Source organism: Gilliamella sp. W8128 (assembly GCF_016100545.1).
In the GTDB taxonomy this organism is placed as follows: domain Bacteria; phylum Pseudomonadota; class Gammaproteobacteria; order Enterobacterales; family Orbaceae; genus Gilliamella; species Gilliamella apis.
Window position 1 is genome coordinate 55786 of the sequence record NZ_JACFSE010000002.1, and the last position, 21412, is coordinate 77197.

At 34.6% G+C, this 21412-nt stretch carries 20 protein-coding genes and 1 pseudogene; 3 read left to right on the forward strand and 18 right to left on the reverse strand.

Annotated features, from left to right (window positions below):
- The first annotated feature begins 143 nt into the window (after positions 1-143).
- Positions 144-1493 carry an MFS transporter gene (locus H3U97_RS01865; RefSeq protein WP_065577525.1) on the forward strand — a complete coding sequence of 450 codons (1350 nt, stop codon included), beginning with the start codon at positions 144-146 and terminating at the stop codon, positions 1491-1493.
- A gap of 65 nt (positions 1494-1558) precedes the next feature.
- Here H3U97_RS01865 and gorA read toward each other — a convergent pair whose 3' ends face one another.
- From gorA to ribE, 12 genes and pseudogenes are all read right to left on the reverse strand, one after another.
- Positions 1559-2911, reverse strand: a complete 1353-nt coding sequence (gorA, locus tag H3U97_RS01870; RefSeq protein WP_086360287.1) for a glutathione-disulfide reductase — start codon at positions 2909-2911, stop codon at positions 1559-1561.
- Between the two features lie 164 nt (positions 2912-3075).
- Positions 3076-3555 carry a hypothetical protein gene (locus H3U97_RS01875; RefSeq protein ID WP_086320489.1) on the reverse strand — a complete coding sequence of 160 codons (480 nt, stop codon included), beginning with the start codon at positions 3553-3555 and terminating at the stop codon, positions 3076-3078.
- A gap of 167 nt (positions 3556-3722) precedes the next feature.
- Positions 3723-5147 carry a bifunctional D-glycero-beta-D-manno-heptose-7-phosphate kinase/D-glycero-beta-D-manno-heptose 1-phosphate adenylyltransferase HldE gene (gene hldE / locus H3U97_RS01880; protein ID WP_198197815.1) on the reverse strand — a complete coding sequence of 475 codons (1425 nt, stop codon included), beginning with the start codon at positions 5145-5147 and terminating at the stop codon, positions 3723-3725.
- A 53-nt stretch (positions 5148-5200) separates the two neighbouring features.
- Positions 5201-5956, reverse strand: a complete 756-nt coding sequence (tatC, locus tag H3U97_RS01885; protein WP_065651444.1) for a twin-arginine translocase subunit TatC — start codon at positions 5954-5956, stop codon at positions 5201-5203.
- A 59-nt stretch (positions 5957-6015) separates the two neighbouring features.
- Positions 6016-6294: pseudogene (tatB, locus tag H3U97_RS01890) on the reverse strand (Sec-independent protein translocase protein TatB); the annotation flags it as partial.
- 3 nt (positions 6295-6297) lie between these two features.
- On the reverse strand, positions 6298-6510 hold the full coding sequence (gene tatA, locus H3U97_RS01895; RefSeq protein WP_065577529.1) for a twin-arginine translocase TatA/TatE family subunit: 213 nt from the start codon (positions 6508-6510) through the stop codon (positions 6298-6300).
- Positions 6511-6585: 75 nt separating this feature from the next.
- Positions 6586-8127 (reverse strand): ubiquinone biosynthesis regulatory protein kinase UbiB, encoded by a 1542-nt coding sequence (ubiB, locus tag H3U97_RS01900; protein WP_198197817.1) that lies wholly within the window; start codon positions 8125-8127, stop codon positions 6586-6588.
- A 15-nt stretch (positions 8128-8142) separates the two neighbouring features.
- Complete coding sequence (gene ubiE, locus H3U97_RS01905) at positions 8143-8919, reverse strand: bifunctional demethylmenaquinone methyltransferase/2-methoxy-6-polyprenyl-1,4-benzoquinol methylase UbiE (RefSeq protein WP_198197819.1); 777 nt, start codon at positions 8917-8919, stop codon at positions 8143-8145.
- Between the two features lie 62 nt (positions 8920-8981).
- Positions 8982-9917, reverse strand: a complete 936-nt coding sequence (nadR, locus tag H3U97_RS01910) for a multifunctional transcriptional regulator/nicotinamide-nucleotide adenylyltransferase/ribosylnicotinamide kinase NadR (RefSeq protein WP_198197821.1) — start codon at positions 9915-9917, stop codon at positions 8982-8984.
- Positions 9918-10062: 145 nt separating this feature from the next.
- Complete coding sequence (locus H3U97_RS01915; RefSeq protein ID WP_198197823.1) at positions 10063-11106, reverse strand: TrmH family RNA methyltransferase; 1044 nt, start codon at positions 11104-11106, stop codon at positions 10063-10065.
- Between the two features lie 21 nt (positions 11107-11127).
- Positions 11128-11547, reverse strand: a complete 420-nt coding sequence (gene nusB, locus H3U97_RS01920) for a transcription antitermination factor NusB (RefSeq protein ID WP_034901291.1) — start codon at positions 11545-11547, stop codon at positions 11128-11130.
- Between the two features lie 4 nt (positions 11548-11551).
- Positions 11552-12022, reverse strand: coding sequence for a 6,7-dimethyl-8-ribityllumazine synthase (ribE, locus tag H3U97_RS01925; protein WP_086320482.1), 471 nt, complete (start codon positions 12020-12022; stop codon positions 11552-11554).
- Between the two features lie 361 nt (positions 12023-12383).
- Between ribE and lpcA the strand changes: the two genes are divergently transcribed.
- Together lpcA and H3U97_RS01935 are read left to right on the forward strand one after the other, a co-directional pair.
- Positions 12384-12959 carry a D-sedoheptulose 7-phosphate isomerase gene (lpcA, locus tag H3U97_RS01930; protein ID WP_198192228.1) on the forward strand — a complete coding sequence of 192 codons (576 nt, stop codon included), beginning with the start codon at positions 12384-12386 and terminating at the stop codon, positions 12957-12959.
- A 1-nt stretch (position 12960) separates the two neighbouring features.
- Positions 12961-13740 (forward strand): class II glutamine amidotransferase, encoded by a 780-nt coding sequence (locus tag H3U97_RS01935; protein ID WP_065577535.1) that lies wholly within the window; start codon positions 12961-12963, stop codon positions 13738-13740.
- Here H3U97_RS01935 and mdtH read toward each other — a convergent pair.
- The 6 genes from mdtH to pncB form a co-directional block, all read right to left on the reverse strand.
- Positions 13718-14929 (reverse strand): multidrug efflux MFS transporter MdtH, encoded by a 1212-nt coding sequence (gene mdtH, locus H3U97_RS01940; protein WP_065613980.1) that lies wholly within the window; start codon positions 14927-14929, stop codon positions 13718-13720. The two genes, H3U97_RS01935 and mdtH, sit on opposite strands and share 23 nt — an antisense overlap.
- Positions 14930-15388: a methylglyoxal synthase gene (locus H3U97_RS01945; RefSeq protein WP_034901282.1), complete on the reverse strand. Its 459-nt coding sequence runs from the start codon at positions 15386-15388 to the stop codon at positions 14930-14932.
- Between the two features lie 134 nt (positions 15389-15522).
- A complete protein-coding gene (locus tag H3U97_RS01950) occupies positions 15523-16662 on the reverse strand; it encodes a porin (RefSeq protein WP_198197825.1) in 1140 nt (379 codons plus the stop codon).
- Positions 16663-16973: 311 nt separating this feature from the next.
- Complete coding sequence (locus H3U97_RS01955) at positions 16974-18179, reverse strand: porin (protein WP_198197827.1); 1206 nt, start codon at positions 18177-18179, stop codon at positions 16974-16976.
- A 303-nt stretch (positions 18180-18482) separates the two neighbouring features.
- On the reverse strand, positions 18483-19886 hold the full coding sequence (asnS, locus tag H3U97_RS01960) for an asparagine--tRNA ligase (RefSeq protein ID WP_086320478.1): 1404 nt from the start codon (positions 19884-19886) through the stop codon (positions 18483-18485).
- A gap of 167 nt (positions 19887-20053) precedes the next feature.
- Positions 20054-21247: a nicotinate phosphoribosyltransferase gene (gene pncB / locus H3U97_RS01965; RefSeq protein ID WP_198197829.1), complete on the reverse strand. Its 1194-nt coding sequence runs from the start codon at positions 21245-21247 to the stop codon at positions 20054-20056.
- Between the last annotated feature and the right edge of the window lie 165 nt (positions 21248-21412).

The following is a 21412-nucleotide window of genomic DNA, read 5'->3' on the forward strand; positions in this document are numbered from 1 at the left end:
ATTGTCATTGATTAAATTTTTTTATGATTAAAAAAAAGTCTATTTTTTATGGCAGAATGACCATTCACTATTAAGATTTAGTCAAAATACAATCATTTTCTTAATTGGCTATATCTATTTAACTATAACAATAAGGTTTTTTCATGAATCAATCCGAGATTAATGCTGAATGGCAACCAGTGGCACGTCCATTGAACAGTAAAGATTTAAAAACATTGATATTATCCTCTTTAGGGGGAACATTAGAATTTTATGACTTTGTTATCTATGCTCTCTATATTGATACTATTGTCAAACCGTTATTTTTACCCCATACCTTATCGCCGTTAACGTTAGATTTATTTGCTTGGGGAATTTTTGCAGCAGGCTACTTAGTTCGCCCTGTTGGTGGCATTATTATGGCGCACTTTGGTGATAAAGTTGGTCGTAAAAGAATGTTTACCTTAAGTGTGGCGATGATGGCTTTACCTACTTTTATCATTGGTATTTTGCCTACTTATGAAACAATTGGTATTGTGGCGCCATTATTATTGTTATTGATGCGAATGCTACAAGGCGCGGCTATCGGCGGTGAAATGCCTGGTGCATGGGTATTTATTGCAGAGCATACCCCAAAACAACGTTATGGTTTAGGTGTCGGCACTCTAACATCAGGCATTACTGGTGGTATCCTACTTGGCTTTTTCGTCACAATTATTATTGATCTCTATTTTACTAACCAAAATATTTTGGATTATGCATGGCGTATTCCTTTTATTATTGGTGGTATCTTTGGGGTTATTTCAGTATATTTACGCAAATTTTTATCTGAAACACCAATTTTTAAAGAGTTAGCTGCACGTAAAGCGTTAGAAAAAAGTATACCTGTAGTTACCGTATTAAAAAAACATAAAACAGCATGTTTGATTGTCGCTTTATTAACTTGGTCATTATCAACCGCTATTATGGTTGGTATTTTAATTACCCCGGGTCGTATTGTTGGTGGTATGTACCATTTTGCTAATCTTGATTGGCGTATTGGTGGTTGTATTGCTGCTTTAACCTTATCTATTGGTTGTGTTATTTCTGGCTGGTTAGATGATAAATTAGGTACAGCTAAAACAGTAATCCTGACTTGGGGCGGATTAGCAGTAGTCAGTATCTATTTTTACAGTTCATTAGCGCCAGATATGTCATTAACAAAACTTTATTCGATTTGGGCACTATTTGGCCTATTTATTGGCTCGATCGCCATGACGCCAATTATCGGCACTAGAACGTTTCCACCGGCAATTCGTTATTCTGGATTATCGTTCTCTTATAATTTAGCCTACGCACTATTTAGTGCAATTACCCCAACGTTAACTATTTATTTATTAAGTCCAGATCACTTATTAGGTGAATTTAGTTATCTTGGCGCAGGTATTTATATTTCAGCTGTTGCTTTACTGGCTGTTGTAGTTGGCTTTACTTCATTAGCCCAAAATGGCTGGCAAAATAATTCGGATCATTAAAGTCTATTAATAAAAAACAGGGCCATAGCCCTGTTTTCGTTAAAAAGTAAGATGAATGATAAATATTAGCGCATTGTGACAAATTCTTCCGCTGCTGTTGGATGAATTGCAACGGTATTATCAAAGTCTTTTTTAGTTGCTCCCATTTTCAATGCTACAGCAAAGCCTTGTAAGATTTCGTCCATACCATAACCAATACCATGAATACCAACAATTTTTTCTTGTTCACCAACACAGACTAATTTCATTCGACAAGGTTGTCGATGCGAAGTGACTGCGGTATACATGGCAGTAAAAGTAGATTTATAAACTTTGACGTTTTCTGGACCATATTGCAATATAGCTTGCGGTTCACTTAAACCAACTGTACCAATCGGTGGGTGAGTAAACACTACCGTTGGAATATTAGAATAATCTAAATGTTCATTTGGTTTATTGTTAAATAGTCGTTCCGATAAACGCCGGCCGGCAGCCACGGCAACTGGAGTTAATGCCGCCGCACCGGTATCATCGCCAACCGAATAAATTCCCGGTACATTGGTGTTTTGATATTCATCAACAACTATAAATCCATTGCTATCAACCTTAATACCTGCCGCAGATAAATTCATTTCTTTGGTTGCTGGTTCACGACCGATTGCCCATATTAAGCAATCAACAGTATAACTCTCACCATTTTCTAATGTTAACGTTAATGATTGGTCACTATTTTTGCTAACAGAAGATGGAATGGCAAAGGTATGCAGATGCTGGCCATCATTGGTTATCACTTCCATTAATGTTTCCACAATAAGTGGATCGAAAGCACGTAAAGGTGTACCTTGGCGAACAAATTGATGTGTTTCTGCCCCAAGTGAATGTAACACGCTGGCAATTTCACAAGCTATATAACCAGCTCCAACTACTGCTACTCGTTTAGGGAGTGCTTTTAACTCAAAAAATCCATCAGAAGTGATACCATATTGTGCTCCTGGTATATTTGGAATCGTTGGCTTTCCACCTACAGCAATGAGTATGTGATCGGCACTATAGTATTCGCCATTAACTTCAATCGTTTTTGCATCAACAAATTTGCCATAGCCATGGATCACATCGACATTATTATTATTTAATACACGATCATAAGATTGATGAACACGATCAATATAAGCTGTTCGGCTTGCAATGAGTTTATCCCAATCAAAATGATTAATTGTTGTATCAAATCCATAATCAGGGCCATAGTGATTAATCGCTTCGGCAATTTGTGCACCATACCACATAATCTTTTTCGGCACACAGCCAACATTTACACAAGTACCACCCAATAATTTAGCCTCAATAATGGCACACTTTTTACCATATGATGCAGCTCGGTTAATTGAGGCAATACCACCACTACCACCACCGATAGCAATATAGTCATAGTGTTTAGTCATATAAAAAATCCTTAAAACAAATTAGCAATTGATGGTTAATAGCTTTGCATAAAGCCGACAATAAAAAAAGTATTAATTATGAAATTTAACGATAGTTATTAACTATTGATTAGTTTCGGAGAATAATTTTATTCATTAGCATAATAATATTGCTACTGATATGACTATTCCGCACATTTATTCAATGCCTGAAAATTGACAGGTTTAGAACTCATTTTTTCAGTAATCTCAAGATAACATTTTCTGTCTTCAAGTTTATATAAAATATTATATGTTTTACCCAATTCAGCGGTAAATTGGTGATATTTTGTGGTACAAGAAACTTTATCATCTCGTGATTTGCCAATAACCGTAACAAGTTTATTGGCTGGAGATTTAGTTTCAATTGAGGGAACGTATTTAGGATAAATATTAAATGGTACAATTTTATGTGGGAATACATAGCCAAGACTTTGAAAATTAGCGCAGTTGCTAGTTTTACCATCATAAATGTTTAAAGAAAAATAGGTAGGATAATAAGTTTCAGTGGTGAATATCAGTTCTGGGTCATGGAGATTTGCTTCATATAGATATTTTTGAACAGGTACTCGATGACAAGCGACACTCATCAATATCATTAACAACACTGTAATTTTTAGTTTCATTATTTTATTCCTTATTAGTCATTAAATATGTGATCTTTATTGATACTAAAATAAATCTTAATTGAGATAAAACAAAGATAAAAATAATGGAAAAAATTAAATAAGAGTAATCATCTACTTAAATAATTGGCTACTTAAATAAGTAGCCATTTATTACCAGATATTATTTATTGTTGTTTAATTTTATCAATGATGTTAGTTGTGGAACAACCATCTTCAAAATTGAGGACTTTAACTATTCCCCCGGCCTCGATAACTTCTTTTCCACCGGCAATATCTTCAGGTTTATAATCGCCACCTTTGACTAATACATCAGGTAATATACTGGCAATTAATCGTTGTGGTGTCTCTTCCTCAAAAGGAACCACCCAATCCACTGAATCTAACGCGCCCAATACTATCATTCTTTGCATTAATGGGTTAATTGGTCGGGACTGCCCTTTCAATTGTTTTACAGAGGCATCACTATTTACCGCCACAATTAAACGATCTCCAAGCTTACGAGCATTAGCAAGATAAGAGACATGTCCTGCATGTAAGATGTCAAAACAGCCATTAGTCATGACAATTTTTTCACCTCGCAAGCGTGCTTTGCGAATTTCTTCTTTTAATGTCTCTTCAGTCATTACGCCGAAACCATCATCAGTACGAGCACGGATAGCATTACTTAATTCAACTTGAGATACCGTAGATGTACCTAACTTGCCAACCACAACACCTGCTGCTGCATTAGCTAAAAAGCAACTTTCTTCAAGTGATTGTCCTGCGGCTAATGAAGCAGCTAAGGTTGCTATCACCGTATCACCGGCGCCAGTAACATCAAATACTTCTTTGGCTTGCGTAGGTAGATGATAAACAGGCTTATCTAACTGTAATAACGTCATCCCTTTTTCGCTGCGAGTGACAAGTAAAGCTTTGAGATCATACTGTTTAATTAGTTGATAGCCCTTTTCGATAATCTCTTGCTCTGTTTTACAAACACCGACAACCGCTTCAAATTCAGACATATTTGGCGTCAATAGTGTTGCACCACGATAACGCTCAAAATCAGTACCTTTCGGATCAACCAATATTGGTACATTTGCTTTTTGAGCTTGTTTAATCATTGCTTGTATAGCTGTTAAGGCTCCTTTAGCATAATCAGATAACACTAATACTTTAGAGGTTGAAAGTGCACTTTCAATACGTTCTAAAATAGGTGTATGATCAACATTATTAAAACCTTCTTCAAAATCAATTCTAATGAGTTGTTGATTTCTAGATAAAACTCTTAATTTGGTAATTGTTGGATGAGTTGAGACTGATACAAAATCACAATGGACATTACGTTTAGTCAGTTGTTCATCAAGTACTTTGGCTGGCTCATCAATACCGGTAAAACCAATTAATCTTGCGCTACCGCCCAAAGAGGTTATATTCATAGCTACATTGGCTGCACCGCCGGCGCGTTCTTCTAGAGCATCAACTTTAACAATTGGCACTGGTGCTTCTGGTGATATACGGTTAGTACCTCCATACCAATAGCGATCTAACATGATATCGCCAACAACCAGAACATTTGCTTGATTAAACTCAGGAAGTGAAGTTTTCATTATGGTCATATATCCTTTACTTGTTATTCAGTAAATCACTTATCAATTTATTATTAATCCCCAACAGATTCATCGTCTGGTTGGATTTTTTTTCTAGGTTGATAAAAACGGGCAAAAAATGTCCCTATTTCAAATAATAAACAGATAGGTACAGCTAATAAAATTTGAGAAAATACATCTGGTGGGGTAACAAACATCGCTACAGCAAACACACCGACAATAATATAAGGTCTTTTTTTACGTAAGTTTTTAGGAGTAGTAACGCCAGTCCAACAAAGCAAAATAATCGCCACAGGGACTTCAAATGCAAAACCAAATACAATAAATAGTGTCATGACAAAATCAAGATATTTTGTAATATCAGTATTTATCGCAACATCAACTGGTGCTGTATGGATAAAGAAATAAAATGCCAAAGGAAATACAGCAAAATATGCAAACGCAATACCAATATAAAAAAGTACCGTACTAGAAATAATTAATGGCATAATCAGCCGTTTTTCATGTTGATATAGTGCCGGAGCAATAAATCCCCAAACTTGATATAAAAGATAAGGAATAGATATAAATATTGCAACAACAGCCGTCAGTTTAATTGGTGTAAAAAAAGGAGCCGCAATATCGGTCGCAATCATACTACTACCTTTAGGTAATTGACTGATAAGCGGATTAGCAACAATATGATAGATATCATTTGAGAAATAAAGTAAACAGGCTAAGACTAGTAATATACAAATGATACAGTGTAAAAGTCTTGTTCTGAGTTCGACCAGATGTCCAATAAGTGGTTGGGTTGCGTCTTCTGTCATAATTTATCTTTATCTGAAGGAATTGTTGTATCAATTTGACTGACTGAATTAATCTCGTTTTGCAGTGATTCAGTTACCCGTTTTAATTCATCAATTGATGCTTGCAGTTCTGGGGTAAGAGTATTCAAACCACTTTGTTCAGCTTTTTTTAAGCTATCTTGTAATTCTTGCAGTTTGAGTTCTTTATTTAATTCTAACTGGACAGTTGCTGACATGCGACGGAGTACTTTAATCCATCCGGCAACAGTTTTAATCGCAATAGGCAAACGTTCCGGTCCTAATACAACCAGTCCAATAATTAATACTAATAGTAGCTGACCAAAGCTAATATCAAACACGGATTACTCTTTATCGGCGTGGTTATTAGCAGATGGGTCAAGATGTTCAACTTTTTGTGAATCATCAGTCTCTTTACTGTCATCATCGTCATTCATGGCTTTTTTAAAACCTTTAATTGAAGCCCCAAGATCAGAGCCCAATGAACGCAATTTTTTTGTTCCGAATAATAGTACGATAACAGCAACAAATATCAGTAGTTTGGGCAAACTAGGCATATGATAACTATCTCCAATAGCGTCAAGTAATCAAATTATACACGTAAAATGATGATATTCCCAAAAATAACTATCTCAATGTATAACCAGCGTCACAATAGATAAAACACAAACCAGACTAAGGATGGCCAATGACCAACGATAGCGTTTTTTGCTTCGTTGTAATTCTTGATTAATCTGTTTTAATTGGTTATGCATCTGTTTAGTCATACGAGCCTGATCGCCTAATCTTACTGGCAGATCAACTAGGATATTTTTCCATTCGGGTAACGAAGTCCATACTTGCTTGAATAACGTTTTAGCACTGTACTTATCTTCATACCATTTTTCAAGAAATGGCTTAGCAGTTTGCCATAAGTCGAGTTCTGGGTATAGCTGACGTCCTAATCCTTCTATATAAAATAAGGTTTTTTCAAGTAATGTTAATTGCGGCTGAATATCCATTTCAAATTGACGAGCAACTTGAAATAAAGCTAATAAAATTTGTGAAAACGATATTTCACCTAATGGTTTGGCAAATGCAGGTTCACACACACTACGCATAGCCATTTCTAATGCCGTTGCATCCGTTGTTTCTGGCACCCAACCAGAAGCAATATAAATTTGCGCAATTCGTCGATAATCTTGATTAAAAAAGGCGAGAAAATTTTCAGCCAAATAACGCTGATCATCTTCAGTTAATACACCAACAATTGCACAGTCTATACCAATATAACGAGGATTTTGTGGTTCAGAAATATCAACAAAGATATTACCTGGATGCATATCGGCATGGAAAAAATTATCCCTAAACACCTGCGTAAAAAAAGCTTGAACACCACGTTCGGCAAGCAATTTCATGTTGACATTATTTTGTTTAAGTTCATCAACATTAGCTATTGGCGTACCATAAATCCGTTCTTCTACTAAAATATTTGTTCGACAAAGATGTTGATAAACATAAGGAATATATAAAATATCACTATTAATGAAATTATCTCGTAAACGGGCAGTATTATAAGCTTCTTTTTGTAAATCCAGTTCTTTCAAAAGTGTATTTTCATAATCATTAACAATTTCAACCGCACGTAACTTTTCACCAAATTTAATCCGTTTAGTAAATTGATTAGCCGCCCAATACATCAAGCGAATATCAGATTTGATTATAGGTAAAATATTCGGACGTAAAACTTTAATCACAACTTGGGCTTGGCTGCTTTTTAAAGTTGCAGTATGCACCTGAGCAATGGAAGCTGAAGCTAATGGTTTTTCATCAAAATCAATAAAATAATGATCTATAGAACAGCCTAGAGCTGATTCAATAATTTGTCTGGCAATTAGTCCATCAAAAGGAGCTACTTGATCTTGCAGTTTGGCTAATGCATCAGCGAGATGTTTTGGTAATACATCTCGCCTTGTTGAAACCATTTGTCCAAATTTTATCCAAACCGGACCTAACTCTTGTAAAGCTAGACGCAATCTTTCACCAACATCTTGTTGTTTTGCTTTAGATCTAACCCAAAATAGACTAATCAACAACAATTTAAACCATGTTGAGGTTCGATGTTTTGGTAATAGTTCATCTAATCGATAAGCTCGAAATACCGTTAATATTTTATAAATTCGAAGAAATGTCATTCTTTTTTTATCACATTAAAATTTAAAACCAGTATGTAAAGCTACAATGCCACCTGTCATATTGTGATATTTCACATCGACAAATCCAGCATCCTCCATCATTTTTTTCAACGTTTTTTGATCTGGGTGCATTCTGATGGATTCAGCTAAATACCGGTAACTATCAGCATCATTAGCAACAATTTTGCCCATCAACGGTAACATAGTGAATGAGTATAGGTCATAGGCTTTATTTAAAATCTGGTATTGTGGTTTAGAAAACTCAAGTATTAATAAACGCCCACCAGGTTTTAACACTCTCCACATAGATTGCAATGCTTTTTGCTTATCGGTGACATTGCGTAAACCAAATGAGATAGTAATACAATCGAAATAGTTATCAGAAAATGGCAGTTCTTCTGCATTGGCTTGTACATATTCAATATTATTAAATAGACCTTTGTCTCGAAGCTTATCTCTACCTACTTTTAGCATAGATTCATTGATATCAGCTAATACAACTAAGCCTTCATCACCGACAATTTGCGAGAATTTAGCCGTCAAATCGCCAGTACCACCGGCAAGATCCAAAACTTTTTGACCTTTACGAACACTACTATACTCAATAGTGATTTTTTTCCAGATACGATGAATACCAAATGACATAAGATCATTCATAACATCATATTTATCAGCAACAGAATGAAAAACTTCTGCTACCCGTTTTACTTTATCTTGCTTTAAAACTTGAGTGTAACCAAAATCAATTTTATCTTGATTTTCATCATTTTGCTGTGAAGATGATTGAGACATAAAAATTCACCTATCATAAATAGTTAGCTTATTTTAGCATAAGCTAACCTAAATGTGATGGTCTAAATTAATAACGATTCAACCATTTGAGAAACGATTTCGAAATGTTGTAATGGTGTGGAGTTTGCTGGCAAATCATGTTCGTGAATGACTAAATCAAACTGATAACTATTTTTTAACCCATTCAATACTTCATTAGATTTAGCAAAAATTTGATTATAGTATTTAGCCAACGTATCAAAATCAATTGAGGTAAAGAGTAATTTATTAGCATCTTCAACAGCTTTGGACATACGTTCTACATGCAACATAGCTATTCTAAGATAATCATTTTCACTCAAATAACGTTTATTTTCTGTTGTAGATATTTCTCGTTGAATGTAGTTAATATAACCATTTGAAACATATTGTGTGTTATAAATATTAGCTAATTGTACCGGCAATTCATTAAATTTATCATGCCCTATAATCGCTACTTTTTTAACAAAAAAAGGTTTCGCTGCCTTAGCAATATAAGACCAGTTTTGATAAGGATTTTCTCGAATTTGTGTCGCACTAATATTAACAAAATCACGATCAGCATCAACAATAACAACAGGGCAACCAAAATAGCGTTCATGCTGTTTGACATCTTGTGATTCGCTAGTAAATACCACAGTAGGTTCGATTTTATGTTCCAATAAAATACGTTTTATACTGTCACTCCAATCTTGCCAACCGTTGGGATAATAGTTAATACCCGCTTCATCAGAAATATGAATGTGAATATTATGTCTATCTTTAAAGGTTTCTTTCAACCATGAGAAACGATCACTTACTTGAGGCTGTCTAGGCAGGCGACTTTTTTCAAACAGTTGTTTATCACGTATTGCCTCACAACCCAACATGACATGCAGTTCATCTACTTGTGTCAATGCTTTTTCAATAAGATAAATATGACCACTATGTAACGGATAAAACTTACCAAAAATTAAACCAACTCGATGTTTAGATGACATAATCATTACCAATCAATTTCAAAACTGGATACTAATGTACAGAAAAAACAACCATTTTCTAACCAATTGATGCTATTTAATATAATAAAATTACAAAAGTGTTAACTTCATCAATTAAATTCATCAATTGTGAGAATCATACCAATTAAGATTGATATTTTATAGCAGATAACACAATCCCTGTTGCTACAGAAATATTTAAAGCCGACATATTATCATTGCCTTGCAAATGGATAATACTATCAGCACAGTTAATTAATTTGTTATTAATTTGTTGAAATATAACTAAGGCAACTTTCTTGGTAAATTTGAATTGTGATAACTCAGTGGATGAAATCGATTTTAATTGACATGGTAATAATGCAATAACTTGATAGCCATGTTGTTTTAACAAATCAATAGATGCTATAAAATCATCACTTTTAATAGATTCAACAGCTTCAATACCACCTTCAGCAACACGCATTGCGGCACCACTATCGAGTAAGTTAGTTTGCCGTAAAATTACGCCATTAACACCAAAAAAAGCTGCACTACGCATTAACCCACCTAAGTTATGCGGATTATTCACATCATCAACAGCAATAATGCAATCTTGAGCTTGATCATCATATTCATCTAAATAATCAAGCAAAGTGAGCGGTATACGTTTTTTAACAATTAAACAAACACCACCATGATGTGGAGTTTGTGTGATTTTAGTAATTTGCTCTGTTGAGACAACATCATAACCAAGACGTTGTTTGACTAACCAATTAATTAATTCTTTAAATTGATAAGTCATTTCTTGAGTAATAAATAATTTAACAATAGCCAAACGTCGATGCTTAAATACCGCTTTACAACTGTTTTCGCTGTAAACTAATGTCTCTTCCTTTTTTTGACGATAGCCATCATAACCGAATGTTGGTACTTGTTCATTATCTCGAACTTTTTTCTGCCATGGGGAATCATATTCATCCGTTAAATCAAATTGTGCTTTAGCAGGTTTTACGGTTTTATTAAATTTTTTTGGTTTAAAGGTTTCGATCCGGTCATGTTTTGCTTTTGAATCAGTGTGAAAACCATCATTATTACGTTTATTTTTATAATCACCGCCACGTTCTTTGGCTGAACGGTTTTTCACTCTCGCTTCGCTATTTTTAGCATAAAAAATAGTGGGCTTACTTTTTTCACTAGTATCGTTCATATTATTCCCAATTAAAGACAATTATCGTGTACGAATGGTTGGTGCAACTTTATCTAATACACCATTAACAAATTTATGACTATCTTCTGCACCAAAGGTTTTAGTAAGATCGATAGCTTCATTGATAACAACTTTATAAGGGACATCATGTCGCTTCATTAATTCATATAGAGCAATTCTTAATACGGCTAATTCAACTTGACCTAGTTCATCAACAGTTCTTTCTGTTAAATAAGGAGTCATTTTCTCATCTAATTCTGTGGTATTTTTGGCAACACCATGCAGTAATTCTCTAAAATATTTGGTGTCGACACCTTTCATATCTTGTTCAGCCATGAAGCTGCTCTCAACATCAGCAAGATCATTTCTAGAAATTTGCCAAGAGTAAATAGCTTGAACTGCACACTCTCTTGCTCGACGACGAGGATTAACTAACGCCACTAAATTACTCCTTAATTGTTTTAATCACATTTAACATTTCAAGTGCGGTTAGTGCCGCTTCTGCACCTTTATTGCCCGCTTTAGTTCCTGCTCGTTCTATAGCTTGTTCAATACTTTCAGTAGTTAAAATACCAAAACCAACTGGTATCGTAAAATCTAAACTAGCATTCAATAACCCTGAACTTGATTCGCCAGCAACAAAATCAAAATGAGCAGTACTACCACGGATAACCGTGCCCAATGCAACAATTGCATCATATTTTTTTGACTGTGCAGCAACTTTTGCTGCTAAAGGAATTTCATAAGCGCCTGGCACCCAAATAACGGTAATATTGTTATCGTCTACTTCACCGATACGAGTAAGTGCATCTATGGCACCATTAACTAAACTTTCATTAATAAATTGGTTAAAACGTGCCACAATAATCGCTACTTTGGCTTCAGGCGCAGCAACTTTACCTTTAATTGTTTGCATATTCATTCCTTACCGATTGATTCTGGATGCAATTTTATAATCTCTTTTAGAGATAAAAATCATTAGGCGATTATACCACAAATTAAAGGCTTATCCTATTAGCAAAAAGAGGATTTAATCTATTTAAGACAAGCTTTAATGAAAATAGTTATTAACTATTTATAGTATGAAAATAGTTAATTTATTAAAGGTCATTTTTGCATTTATTAATAATTATTTATTTGATAACTATTCTATTATGTACTTATAATCAATTGAAATATTTTACCTATTATAAAAAATTTATTGTTATTGCTTGCAAGCTGTTATTAACGAATTACAATGGTTATGGAAAAGCTTTTTATTTAAAGAGGTATTATTAATGTACATTAACACCATTCGTGATGAATTAAATCAGGCAATTGACGTGTTGGGCAACTTCGTTGCAAACGATGACAATCTAAAAAAAATCCAGCAAGCAGCTATTTTAATTGCAGACTCATTTAAACAAGGTGGAAAAGTACTTTCATGCGGTAATGGCGGATCACATTGTGATGCAATGCATTTTGCTGAAGAACTAACTGGACGTTTTCGTGATAACCGCCCTTCATATCCAGCAATTGCTATATCTGATGTTAGTCACATCTCATGCGTGGGCAATGATTATGGTTTCGATTACATATTTTCTCGTTACGTTGAAGGCGTTGGACAAAAAGGTGATGTATTATTAGGCATTTCAACTTCAGGAAATTCAGCTAATGTACTTAAAGCAATTGAAGCTGCTAAACAAAAAGGTATGAAAATTATCACACTGACAGGTAAAGATGGCGGGAAAATGAATGGATTAGCTGATGTTGATATTCGTGTACCACATTTTGGCTATGCAGATCGTGTACAAGAAATCCATATCAAAGTAATTCATATTTTAATTCTACTTATTGAAAAAGAGATGGCTTAATATGTGCGAATTATTGGGTATGAGTGCCAATGTACCGACCGATATTTGTTTTAGTTTTACCAGCTTAATCAAACGTGGGGGCGATAAAGGTCCTCACAAAGATGGCTGGGGTATAACTTTCTATGAAGGTAAAGGCTGTCGAACGTTTAAAGATCCTCAGCCATGTAGTTTTTCACCTATAGCTAAATTGGTTCAACAATACCCAATAAAATCAACTGCCGTTGTTGCTCATATCCGCCAAGCTAATCGCGGTGGTGTTGCACTAGAAAACACTCATCCTTTTACTCGAGAACTATGGGGTAAAAATTGGACTTTTGCACATAATGGGCAATTAACTGATTATGAAAAATTAGATACAGGAATATTTCAACCAGTTGGATTAACTGATAGTGAATATGCTTTTTGTTATTTAATAAATGAATTACATAAAAAATACCCACAGCAACCATCCAATAATATTGAGCTTTTTGAATATATTAGAGAGTGTGCAATTAAATTAACTCAATTAGGTATTTTCAATATGCTATTGTCTGATGGTGAGTATGTGTTTGCCTATTGTTCAACTAATCTACACTGGATCACCCGAAAAGCACCATTTGGAAAAGCCAAGTTGATTGACGAAGATGTTGAGATAGATTTTCAAAAACATACGACACCAAATGATGTAGTAACAATAATCTCAACTATGCCATTAACTTCGAACGAAGTATGGACTAAGTTAGCTAGTGGTGAAGCAATTTTATTTAAAAATGGCGAAATTAGCCAATCTTTCTCATCTTAACCTTAGTCATAGGTGGCTCATTTTTGAATAAATATTCTAAATATCCTAAAGTTAATAGACCGACTAACGTTAAGATTATCCATGGTAAATGCGGTAAACCGATTTGGAGGGCCAGATCATAAAGCCAGCCAGCACCGGTATAACCAATAAAACCACCTAATGCCAATCCCAACCGACTAAACCCCATATAGCTACCTTTAGCTTTAGGGTTTGTTAAAACAGTTGCTAATGTTTCTCTAGCTGGTTCAGCAATAATAGCCCCAAAATAAAACAATGCTATAAGAGAGAGTAAAATAGATAATTGTGATGTAAAGCCAATAATAATAAAAGCAAACGACATCAAGAATAATCCAAATTTGAGACGTTGATCCAATCTGAAATATTTTTCACTTATTCGAGCAAGAGGATAAAGCAAACATAGTGATATTGTCGCTTGGATAGCATACATCCATTTTACATAACTAGGGCTACCCGATACGTTGGTAATGGTTAAAGGTAACATCAACATAATTTGTACCCACAGCACATAATAACCAGTTAAAGTAAGTACATAATGAGTAAATTTTCTATCTTTGAGAACCATCTTCATGCCGTTAATAATCGGTGCTTTACCAATTGCAATATGATAGGCCGGTAAATAGATCAGATTAAAAATACCACATAAGAAGAAGATAAAAGCGCCACACCAACAGACTAATTGAAAATCGTAATCGATTAAAATACCACCGATAAGAGCACCAATAACTGCACCTGCATTGTCTTGTATCATTAGTAGAGAAATAAACTTGCCTCGTTCATGAGGGCGAGTAAATTTGATAGTTAATCCCATCCTAGGGGGATCAAATAGCAAACCACCCAATGCCGAAAGTAAACAAGATACTAATAATAACCAATGTTCTGTTGCTAGTGCCATTGAGATAAATCCAATTGACCGCAAAAACATACCGGTAATTATCATTGGTTTAGCGCCAAAGCGATCAGCGATTGCCCCACCAATCAAACCAAATCCTTGCTGAACAAATTGACGAAAACCTAAAGCAAAACCAACAAATAATGCACTCCAACCAACTTGACTAACAAAATGAGTAGAGACCAATGGAAAGACTACATAAAATCCCAACACAATAAACAAATTATCTAACAATAATATGTATCGACCTTTTTTGCGCACTTGTGAAGGAATTGGCATCTATTTTACTCTTTCGTTTAAATAACCTTGATAATCAGGAATTTCAATTTCCACTTCTTGAGTAAATATTGAGGATTGTATTAAAGCGTTCGCGGTGGCTTGATTAGTGGCAACAGGAATATTCCAAACTGTTGATAAGCGTAACAACGCTTTTACATCTGGATCATGCGGAACAGCATTAAGTGGATCCCAGAAAAATATCAGAATATCAATCTTACCTTCAGCAATTAAAGCACCGATTTGCTGATCGCCCCCCATAGGCCCACTGAGCATTGGTGTAATATCTAAACCGGTCTCTTTTTTTATTAATGTGCCTGTCGTACCTGTTCCACATAAATTATGATGAGAGAGCTCTTCGCGATTTTTTTTGCACCAATTCAATAATGCTTCTTTTAAGTGGTCATGTGCCACCAAAGCAATATTTTTTTTTGCAGGTAATTTTCGAGTAATATACTGCATTAAAATAGTCCTAATTGATTATTATTTTTTTATTTTTATCAGACTATCTATTAAAGCGCAAGCGGTATTTAATGAAAAGATTACAACAAAAAAGGCACCTAAGTGCCTTTTATTTAATCTTAAGATAAAGATAATTAGAATTGATAAATTAATCCTAATGCTACAGTATCTTTAGCGGTTGCTTTGATTTGAGATTTAGTAAATGTACCATCTTCATATAAACTACGACGTGCACCAATATCATTTTTATCTAACAAGTTGATTTTGTAATCAACAATTGCTGATAAGTTTTTATTGAAGTCATAAGTTAAACCTACATCAACATATTTAGCTAAATCATTACCTTTAAGACCGTTATCATTAGTTAAACTAGATGCATCTTTAACTTTGTGTTGAATATAAGCAACAGATGGTGTTAAACGACCAATATCAAAATCAATACCATATTGCGCAACTAATTCAAAACCTTTGGTTTTTAAATCATCAGCCTTACGGGTTGTTGAAGCATTGTCCCAACCGGCTTTTTGTTTACCTTGAATATAAAGTGCTGCTAAATAAAGATTGTCGTTGTCATATTTAACACCTGCTGACCATGCTTTAGCATCTTTATGACCACCTGTTTGTGCATAACCGGCACCGATTGATAAACCTGTATCTAATACATCCCAATCAATTACCGAACCCCAAGCTTCAGCGCTGTCATGAGCAGTACGTTCGTGATGATTTAGATATTGAGTTGAACTATTGTCCCCATTATCGGCATATTGAACTGCAAAACGTAGACCGTTAACTAAACCAAAGAAGTCTGAGTTACGATAAGTTGCTACTGCTTTGGTTCTTGCGGTTAATGCATAGATATCATTATTTGATGCATCGCCACCAAACTCAGGTAAAACGTCAGTATATGAAGTTAAGGTTTTTAATACACCGTCGTTACGGCCATAATCAAATGAACCAAAATCACCAAAGTTTAGACCTGCATAAGCATAACGAGTTTCGTTATCAGCATCAGATCCTGTTTTAGCTTCATATTCCCAGCGACCATAACCACTCAAGCCATCAGTAATTTGTGTTTGTCCTGACATCCCTAAACGAGCAGTGGTTTTGTCACCTTCGCCAGTTTGATTATCACGATCAGTAATATAGTTCAAGGCATAAACTCGACCATAAAAGTCAACTTTATTACCATCTTTGTTCCACACTTCAATTGAAGCGCTTGCTGTACCTGCAACTAATAGAGCAGGAATAGCGATTGCTAATAGATTACGTTTCATTTAGTTACCCTCTTAGGTATTTTATTATTAAAGATACAAAATATTTTGTTCTTGATTTAATAAATAGCTGCTGTTAATTAGCAACTAAATTATTACTGGGATATCTATTATTATTGTTAAATACTAGATTTTTATTGCAAACATTATGGATTAATAACGTTTCTAAGATATTATTCTGCGAATTGACACTATTTTATGACTTAAAATAATATTTTTTTAAGCATAAAATGTTTTTTTAGATAACATGACGTTCAATAGATGAAAAAAAAGGCACCTAAGTGCCTTTTTTAGATATTTAAGATATTAAGAGATTAGAATTGGTAAATTAAACCAACACCTAACACATCTTTAGTACCTGGTTTGAATGGGTAACGCCCATTGCTTTCATGAGATGTATTTAACTCAGCACCAGCATCTCGTTTCTTAAGAAGATTGAATTTATATTCAACGATAGCACTGAAGTTTTTATTAAGATCATATGTCGCACCAAGTGAAACATATTTAGCTAAATTACGACCTTCTTTATGTTCATCATCATACCAGTAGTCATAGTCATCAGAGTTAATGTTACTAAATTTATGTTGAACATAAGCTAAAGATGGTGTTAAACGACCAACTGGTAAATCAATACCATATTGAGCAACTAACTCAACACCTTTGATTTTAGGATTGCCATAACGCTCACCATCAACACCTTTTTCATTCCAAGTATTGAATTTGGTTTGGAAATAAGTAGCAGCTAAATATAGATTATAGTTATCATATTTGATACCAGTAGTCCATGTTTTAGCTTTTTTAACTTCGCCGCCTTCAACATATTTAGATTTACCAGCTGTTTGTGCATAACCTGCACCAACAGTTAAGCCAGTATCAAAAATATTCCATTGAACATTAGCACCATATGCTTCACGGCTATCACCTTTGTAACCAGATAAGTCACCATCTTCATCGAAGAATGGGCTTGAACGTTTACCATCAACAGTGTATGAATTATCACCGTTATCAGCATATTGTAATGCAAAGCTTAAATCATCAGTTAAACCGAAGAAGTTGTTGTTACGGTAAGTAGCAACAGCTTTAGTACGAGCTGAAAGCACGTTCCAAGTATTGTTTGCTGCATCACCACCAAATTCTGGTAATACGTCAGTATAAGCAGTAATAGCCTTTAAAACACCGTCGTTGCGACCATAGTCGAATGAACCTGCATCACCAAAGTTTAAACCAGCAAATGCATAACGAACTTCGTTATTTGAGTTTTTACCAGCTTTAGCTTCATATTCCCAACGACCATAACCAGTAATGCCGTCAGTGATTTGAGTTTGACCAGACATACCTAAACGAGCTGAAGTATCATCACCTTCATCAGCTTGACCACGGTCAGTAATATGGTTAGCTGCTTTTACTCGACCATAAAAGTCAACTTTATTACCGTCTTTGTTCCATACTTCGATAGAAGCATTGGCACCAGCTGCTACTAAAAGAGCAGGGATAGCGATTGCTAATAGATTACGTTTCATTTCTTACCCTCATGGTTATTTCTATAAAAAGACACGTCTTTAAGTTGTGTCAATTTTTACAATGATTATTCATCCAAAAATAATGTTTATAACTAACGTTTTTAACTATTATTTTCATCTTACTTTTTACAGTAGTGTAAATTATGTATAAAAATTTATTAAAATCAAGTGAACTTTTCGTTAAACGTGATGTCTAAGCTTAAAATAGCGTCTGTTTGATTATTTTTTAACCATTTGTAAAGTTTTGTTAATTCAATATTTGCTATCAACTGACCAAAAGTCAGTTGATAATTTGTACAAATTTTAGAAATTTGCATTACGTGGAGTTCTTGGGAATGGGATCACATCACGAACATTCTGGACGCCAGTGACATAAACAATAAGACGTTCAAAACCTAATCCAAAACCTGAGTGAGGTACAGTACCATAACGACGTAAATCACGGTACCACCAATAATCTTCTTTTTTAAGGCCTAGTTCATCCATCCGCTTATCTAACATATCTAAACGTTCTTCACGTTGTGAACCACCAATGATTTCACCAATCCCCGGCGCTAATACATCCATTGCTGCAACGGTTTTTCCATCATCATTCATACGCATATAAAACGCTTTGATATCTTTAGGATAGTTTTTAACAACGACTGGCGCTTTAAAATGCTGTTCAGCTAAATAACGTTCATGTTCAGACGCCAAATCAATACCCCAACTTACAGGATTTTCAAATTTAGCATCACAGTTTTGTAAGATAGTAATAGCATCAGTGTAGTCCACTTGGGCAAAATCAGCATTAATAAAGCTTTCAAGACGATTAATGGCATCTTTATCAATGTGCTGTGCGAAAAACTGCATGTCATCAGCTCGTTTTTCAAGCACTTTCTTAAAGACATATTTCAACATATCTTCAGCAAGTTTGGCATTATCGTTAAGATCAGCAAACGCCACTTCTGGCTCCATCATCCAAAATTCAGCTAAATGGCGTGTAGTATTTGAGTTTTCAGCTCTAAAAGTTGGACCAAAGGTATAGACTTTTGAAAGCGCACAAGCATAAGTTTCTGCATTAAGTTGCCCGGAAACAGTCAAAAATGCTTCCTTACCAAAAAAGTCTTTATCAAAATCAACCTTACCATTATCTGTTTTAGGCAGATTTAACATATCCAGTGTTGAAACCCGGAACATTTCACCGGCACCTTCAGTATCAGAGGCTGTAATAATTGGTGTTGAAAGCCAGAAAAAACCACGTTCATCAAAAAATTGGTGAATAGCTTGCGCTAAGGTGTGTCGTACACGAGTAATTGCACCAACAATATTGGTTCTTGCGCGTAAATGAGCAACTTCACGAAGATATTCTATTGAGTGACGTTTAGCTGCCATTGGATAAGTTTCAGGATCATCAACAAAACCATAAACTTCAACTTGCGTTGCTTGTAATTCATATTTTTGGCCTTGACCTGGAGATTCAACAACTTTACCAGTCACTTTTACTGAACAGCCAGCAGTTAAACGCAAAATATCTTGTTCATAATTTGGTAACTCTTTTTCAATTACCGCTTGAATTGGATCAAAACAAGAACCATCATACACAGCCAAAAATGAGATACCGGCTTTAGAATCACGGCGAGTTCTTACCCAACCTTGAACTGAAATGGTGCTACCAACAGCAATTTTACCTTGTAGCACGTCAACAATAGGAGCAACAGAATTCATTTTAATTATCCATCTCTATTTATTATTTATATAGTAAGTAATATTAAAAGTAATATATAAGCTGAATTTTAATACTCATTAAAGCATTATCAAAAATTGATAATACAGATTATTTATAAGGCTATATCACTTTGTTTAATTATTAATATTAATCATCAATATGACTATTAATGATTGACTTTAAACGTTCTTTTTAATTCGTCAATAAAAGCCAAATCTTGTGAAATTGTTTTACCAGGACTATCAGATAATTTAGCTACAGCTTGATTATTGCATTCCGTTAGTTTTAATACAATGTTTAACGATTTGGTATTTACTTCTATAGACGGAATATCACAAGCAAGAAAACCACCGATACCAAAGGATAATTTCACTCGATGATTAAAGTGTCGATAAATTTTCAGCGCTTTATCAAAGTTTAGACTATCAGAGAACACCAGTAATTTTGTTTTAGGATCAATTCCTAATTGCTGATAATGGCTAATCGCTTTTTCACCCCATTCAATCGGATCGCCCGAATCATGGCGTAGTCCTTGATAATGAGATGCGAAATAATAGTCAAAATCACGTAAAAAAGCATCCATAGTGATACAATCTGTTAACGCAACGCCCAAATCATCTGGATATTCATCTAACCAAACTTGTAATGCCGTTTTTTGGCAATCATGCAAGTTAGGGCTTAAACGTTGATGGGCTTGGAACCATTCATGGGCTTGAGTACCAACTGGGGTTAACCCTAAACGATATGCCAATAAATAATTACTAGTACTATGAAAATTGGCAAAATGATTTTGTAAATAACTCACTACCGCTTCTTGTACTGCAAAAGAGTAGCGTCGTCGTGTGCCAAAATCCAGCAAATTAAAACCAGACATATCAAGATCAATAGTTTGCTCATCAAATCTGGCTAATTTATCTTTAAGTCTTGCTAATGCTTGTTCAACGCCGATATTTGGCGAACGATCTTTATGAACAATTTCACTAATAACCGCCAGCAATGGCACTTCCCACAAAATAACATCAACCCATTTGCCTTCAATTTGAATCACCAGCAAACCATCTTCGTTTTTAATGGTTAATAACTGACTATTAAAACGCCAGTTTTTTAACCAGTTTAAATAATCAGATTTAAAAAAGGTAATACCAGATAAATAGGCGAACTCATCATCGGTAAGTGTTAAAGACTCCATTAATTTAACTTGATGGGCGATTTGATCGGCATATTGACCAAGTAGATCATCACTACGACAGCGAAACTGTGCAACGACAGTCGCTTCAGGATAATGATGAAAAACGGCCTGCTGCATATGCAACTTATAAGCATCAGTATCTAATATTGATGTAATTATTGCGGGTAACATGTCTATCTATTATCAGTTCTTTAAAGAAAATTCCGATAATTATAGCAGAATAATAATTAAGATATAAATTAATTATCTAATAAGATTATTTTTAATAGGCTATAATAGTTCATATAGACATTTTGGTAAAATTAATCGAAATTCATTCCAAAATGATAAACAAAT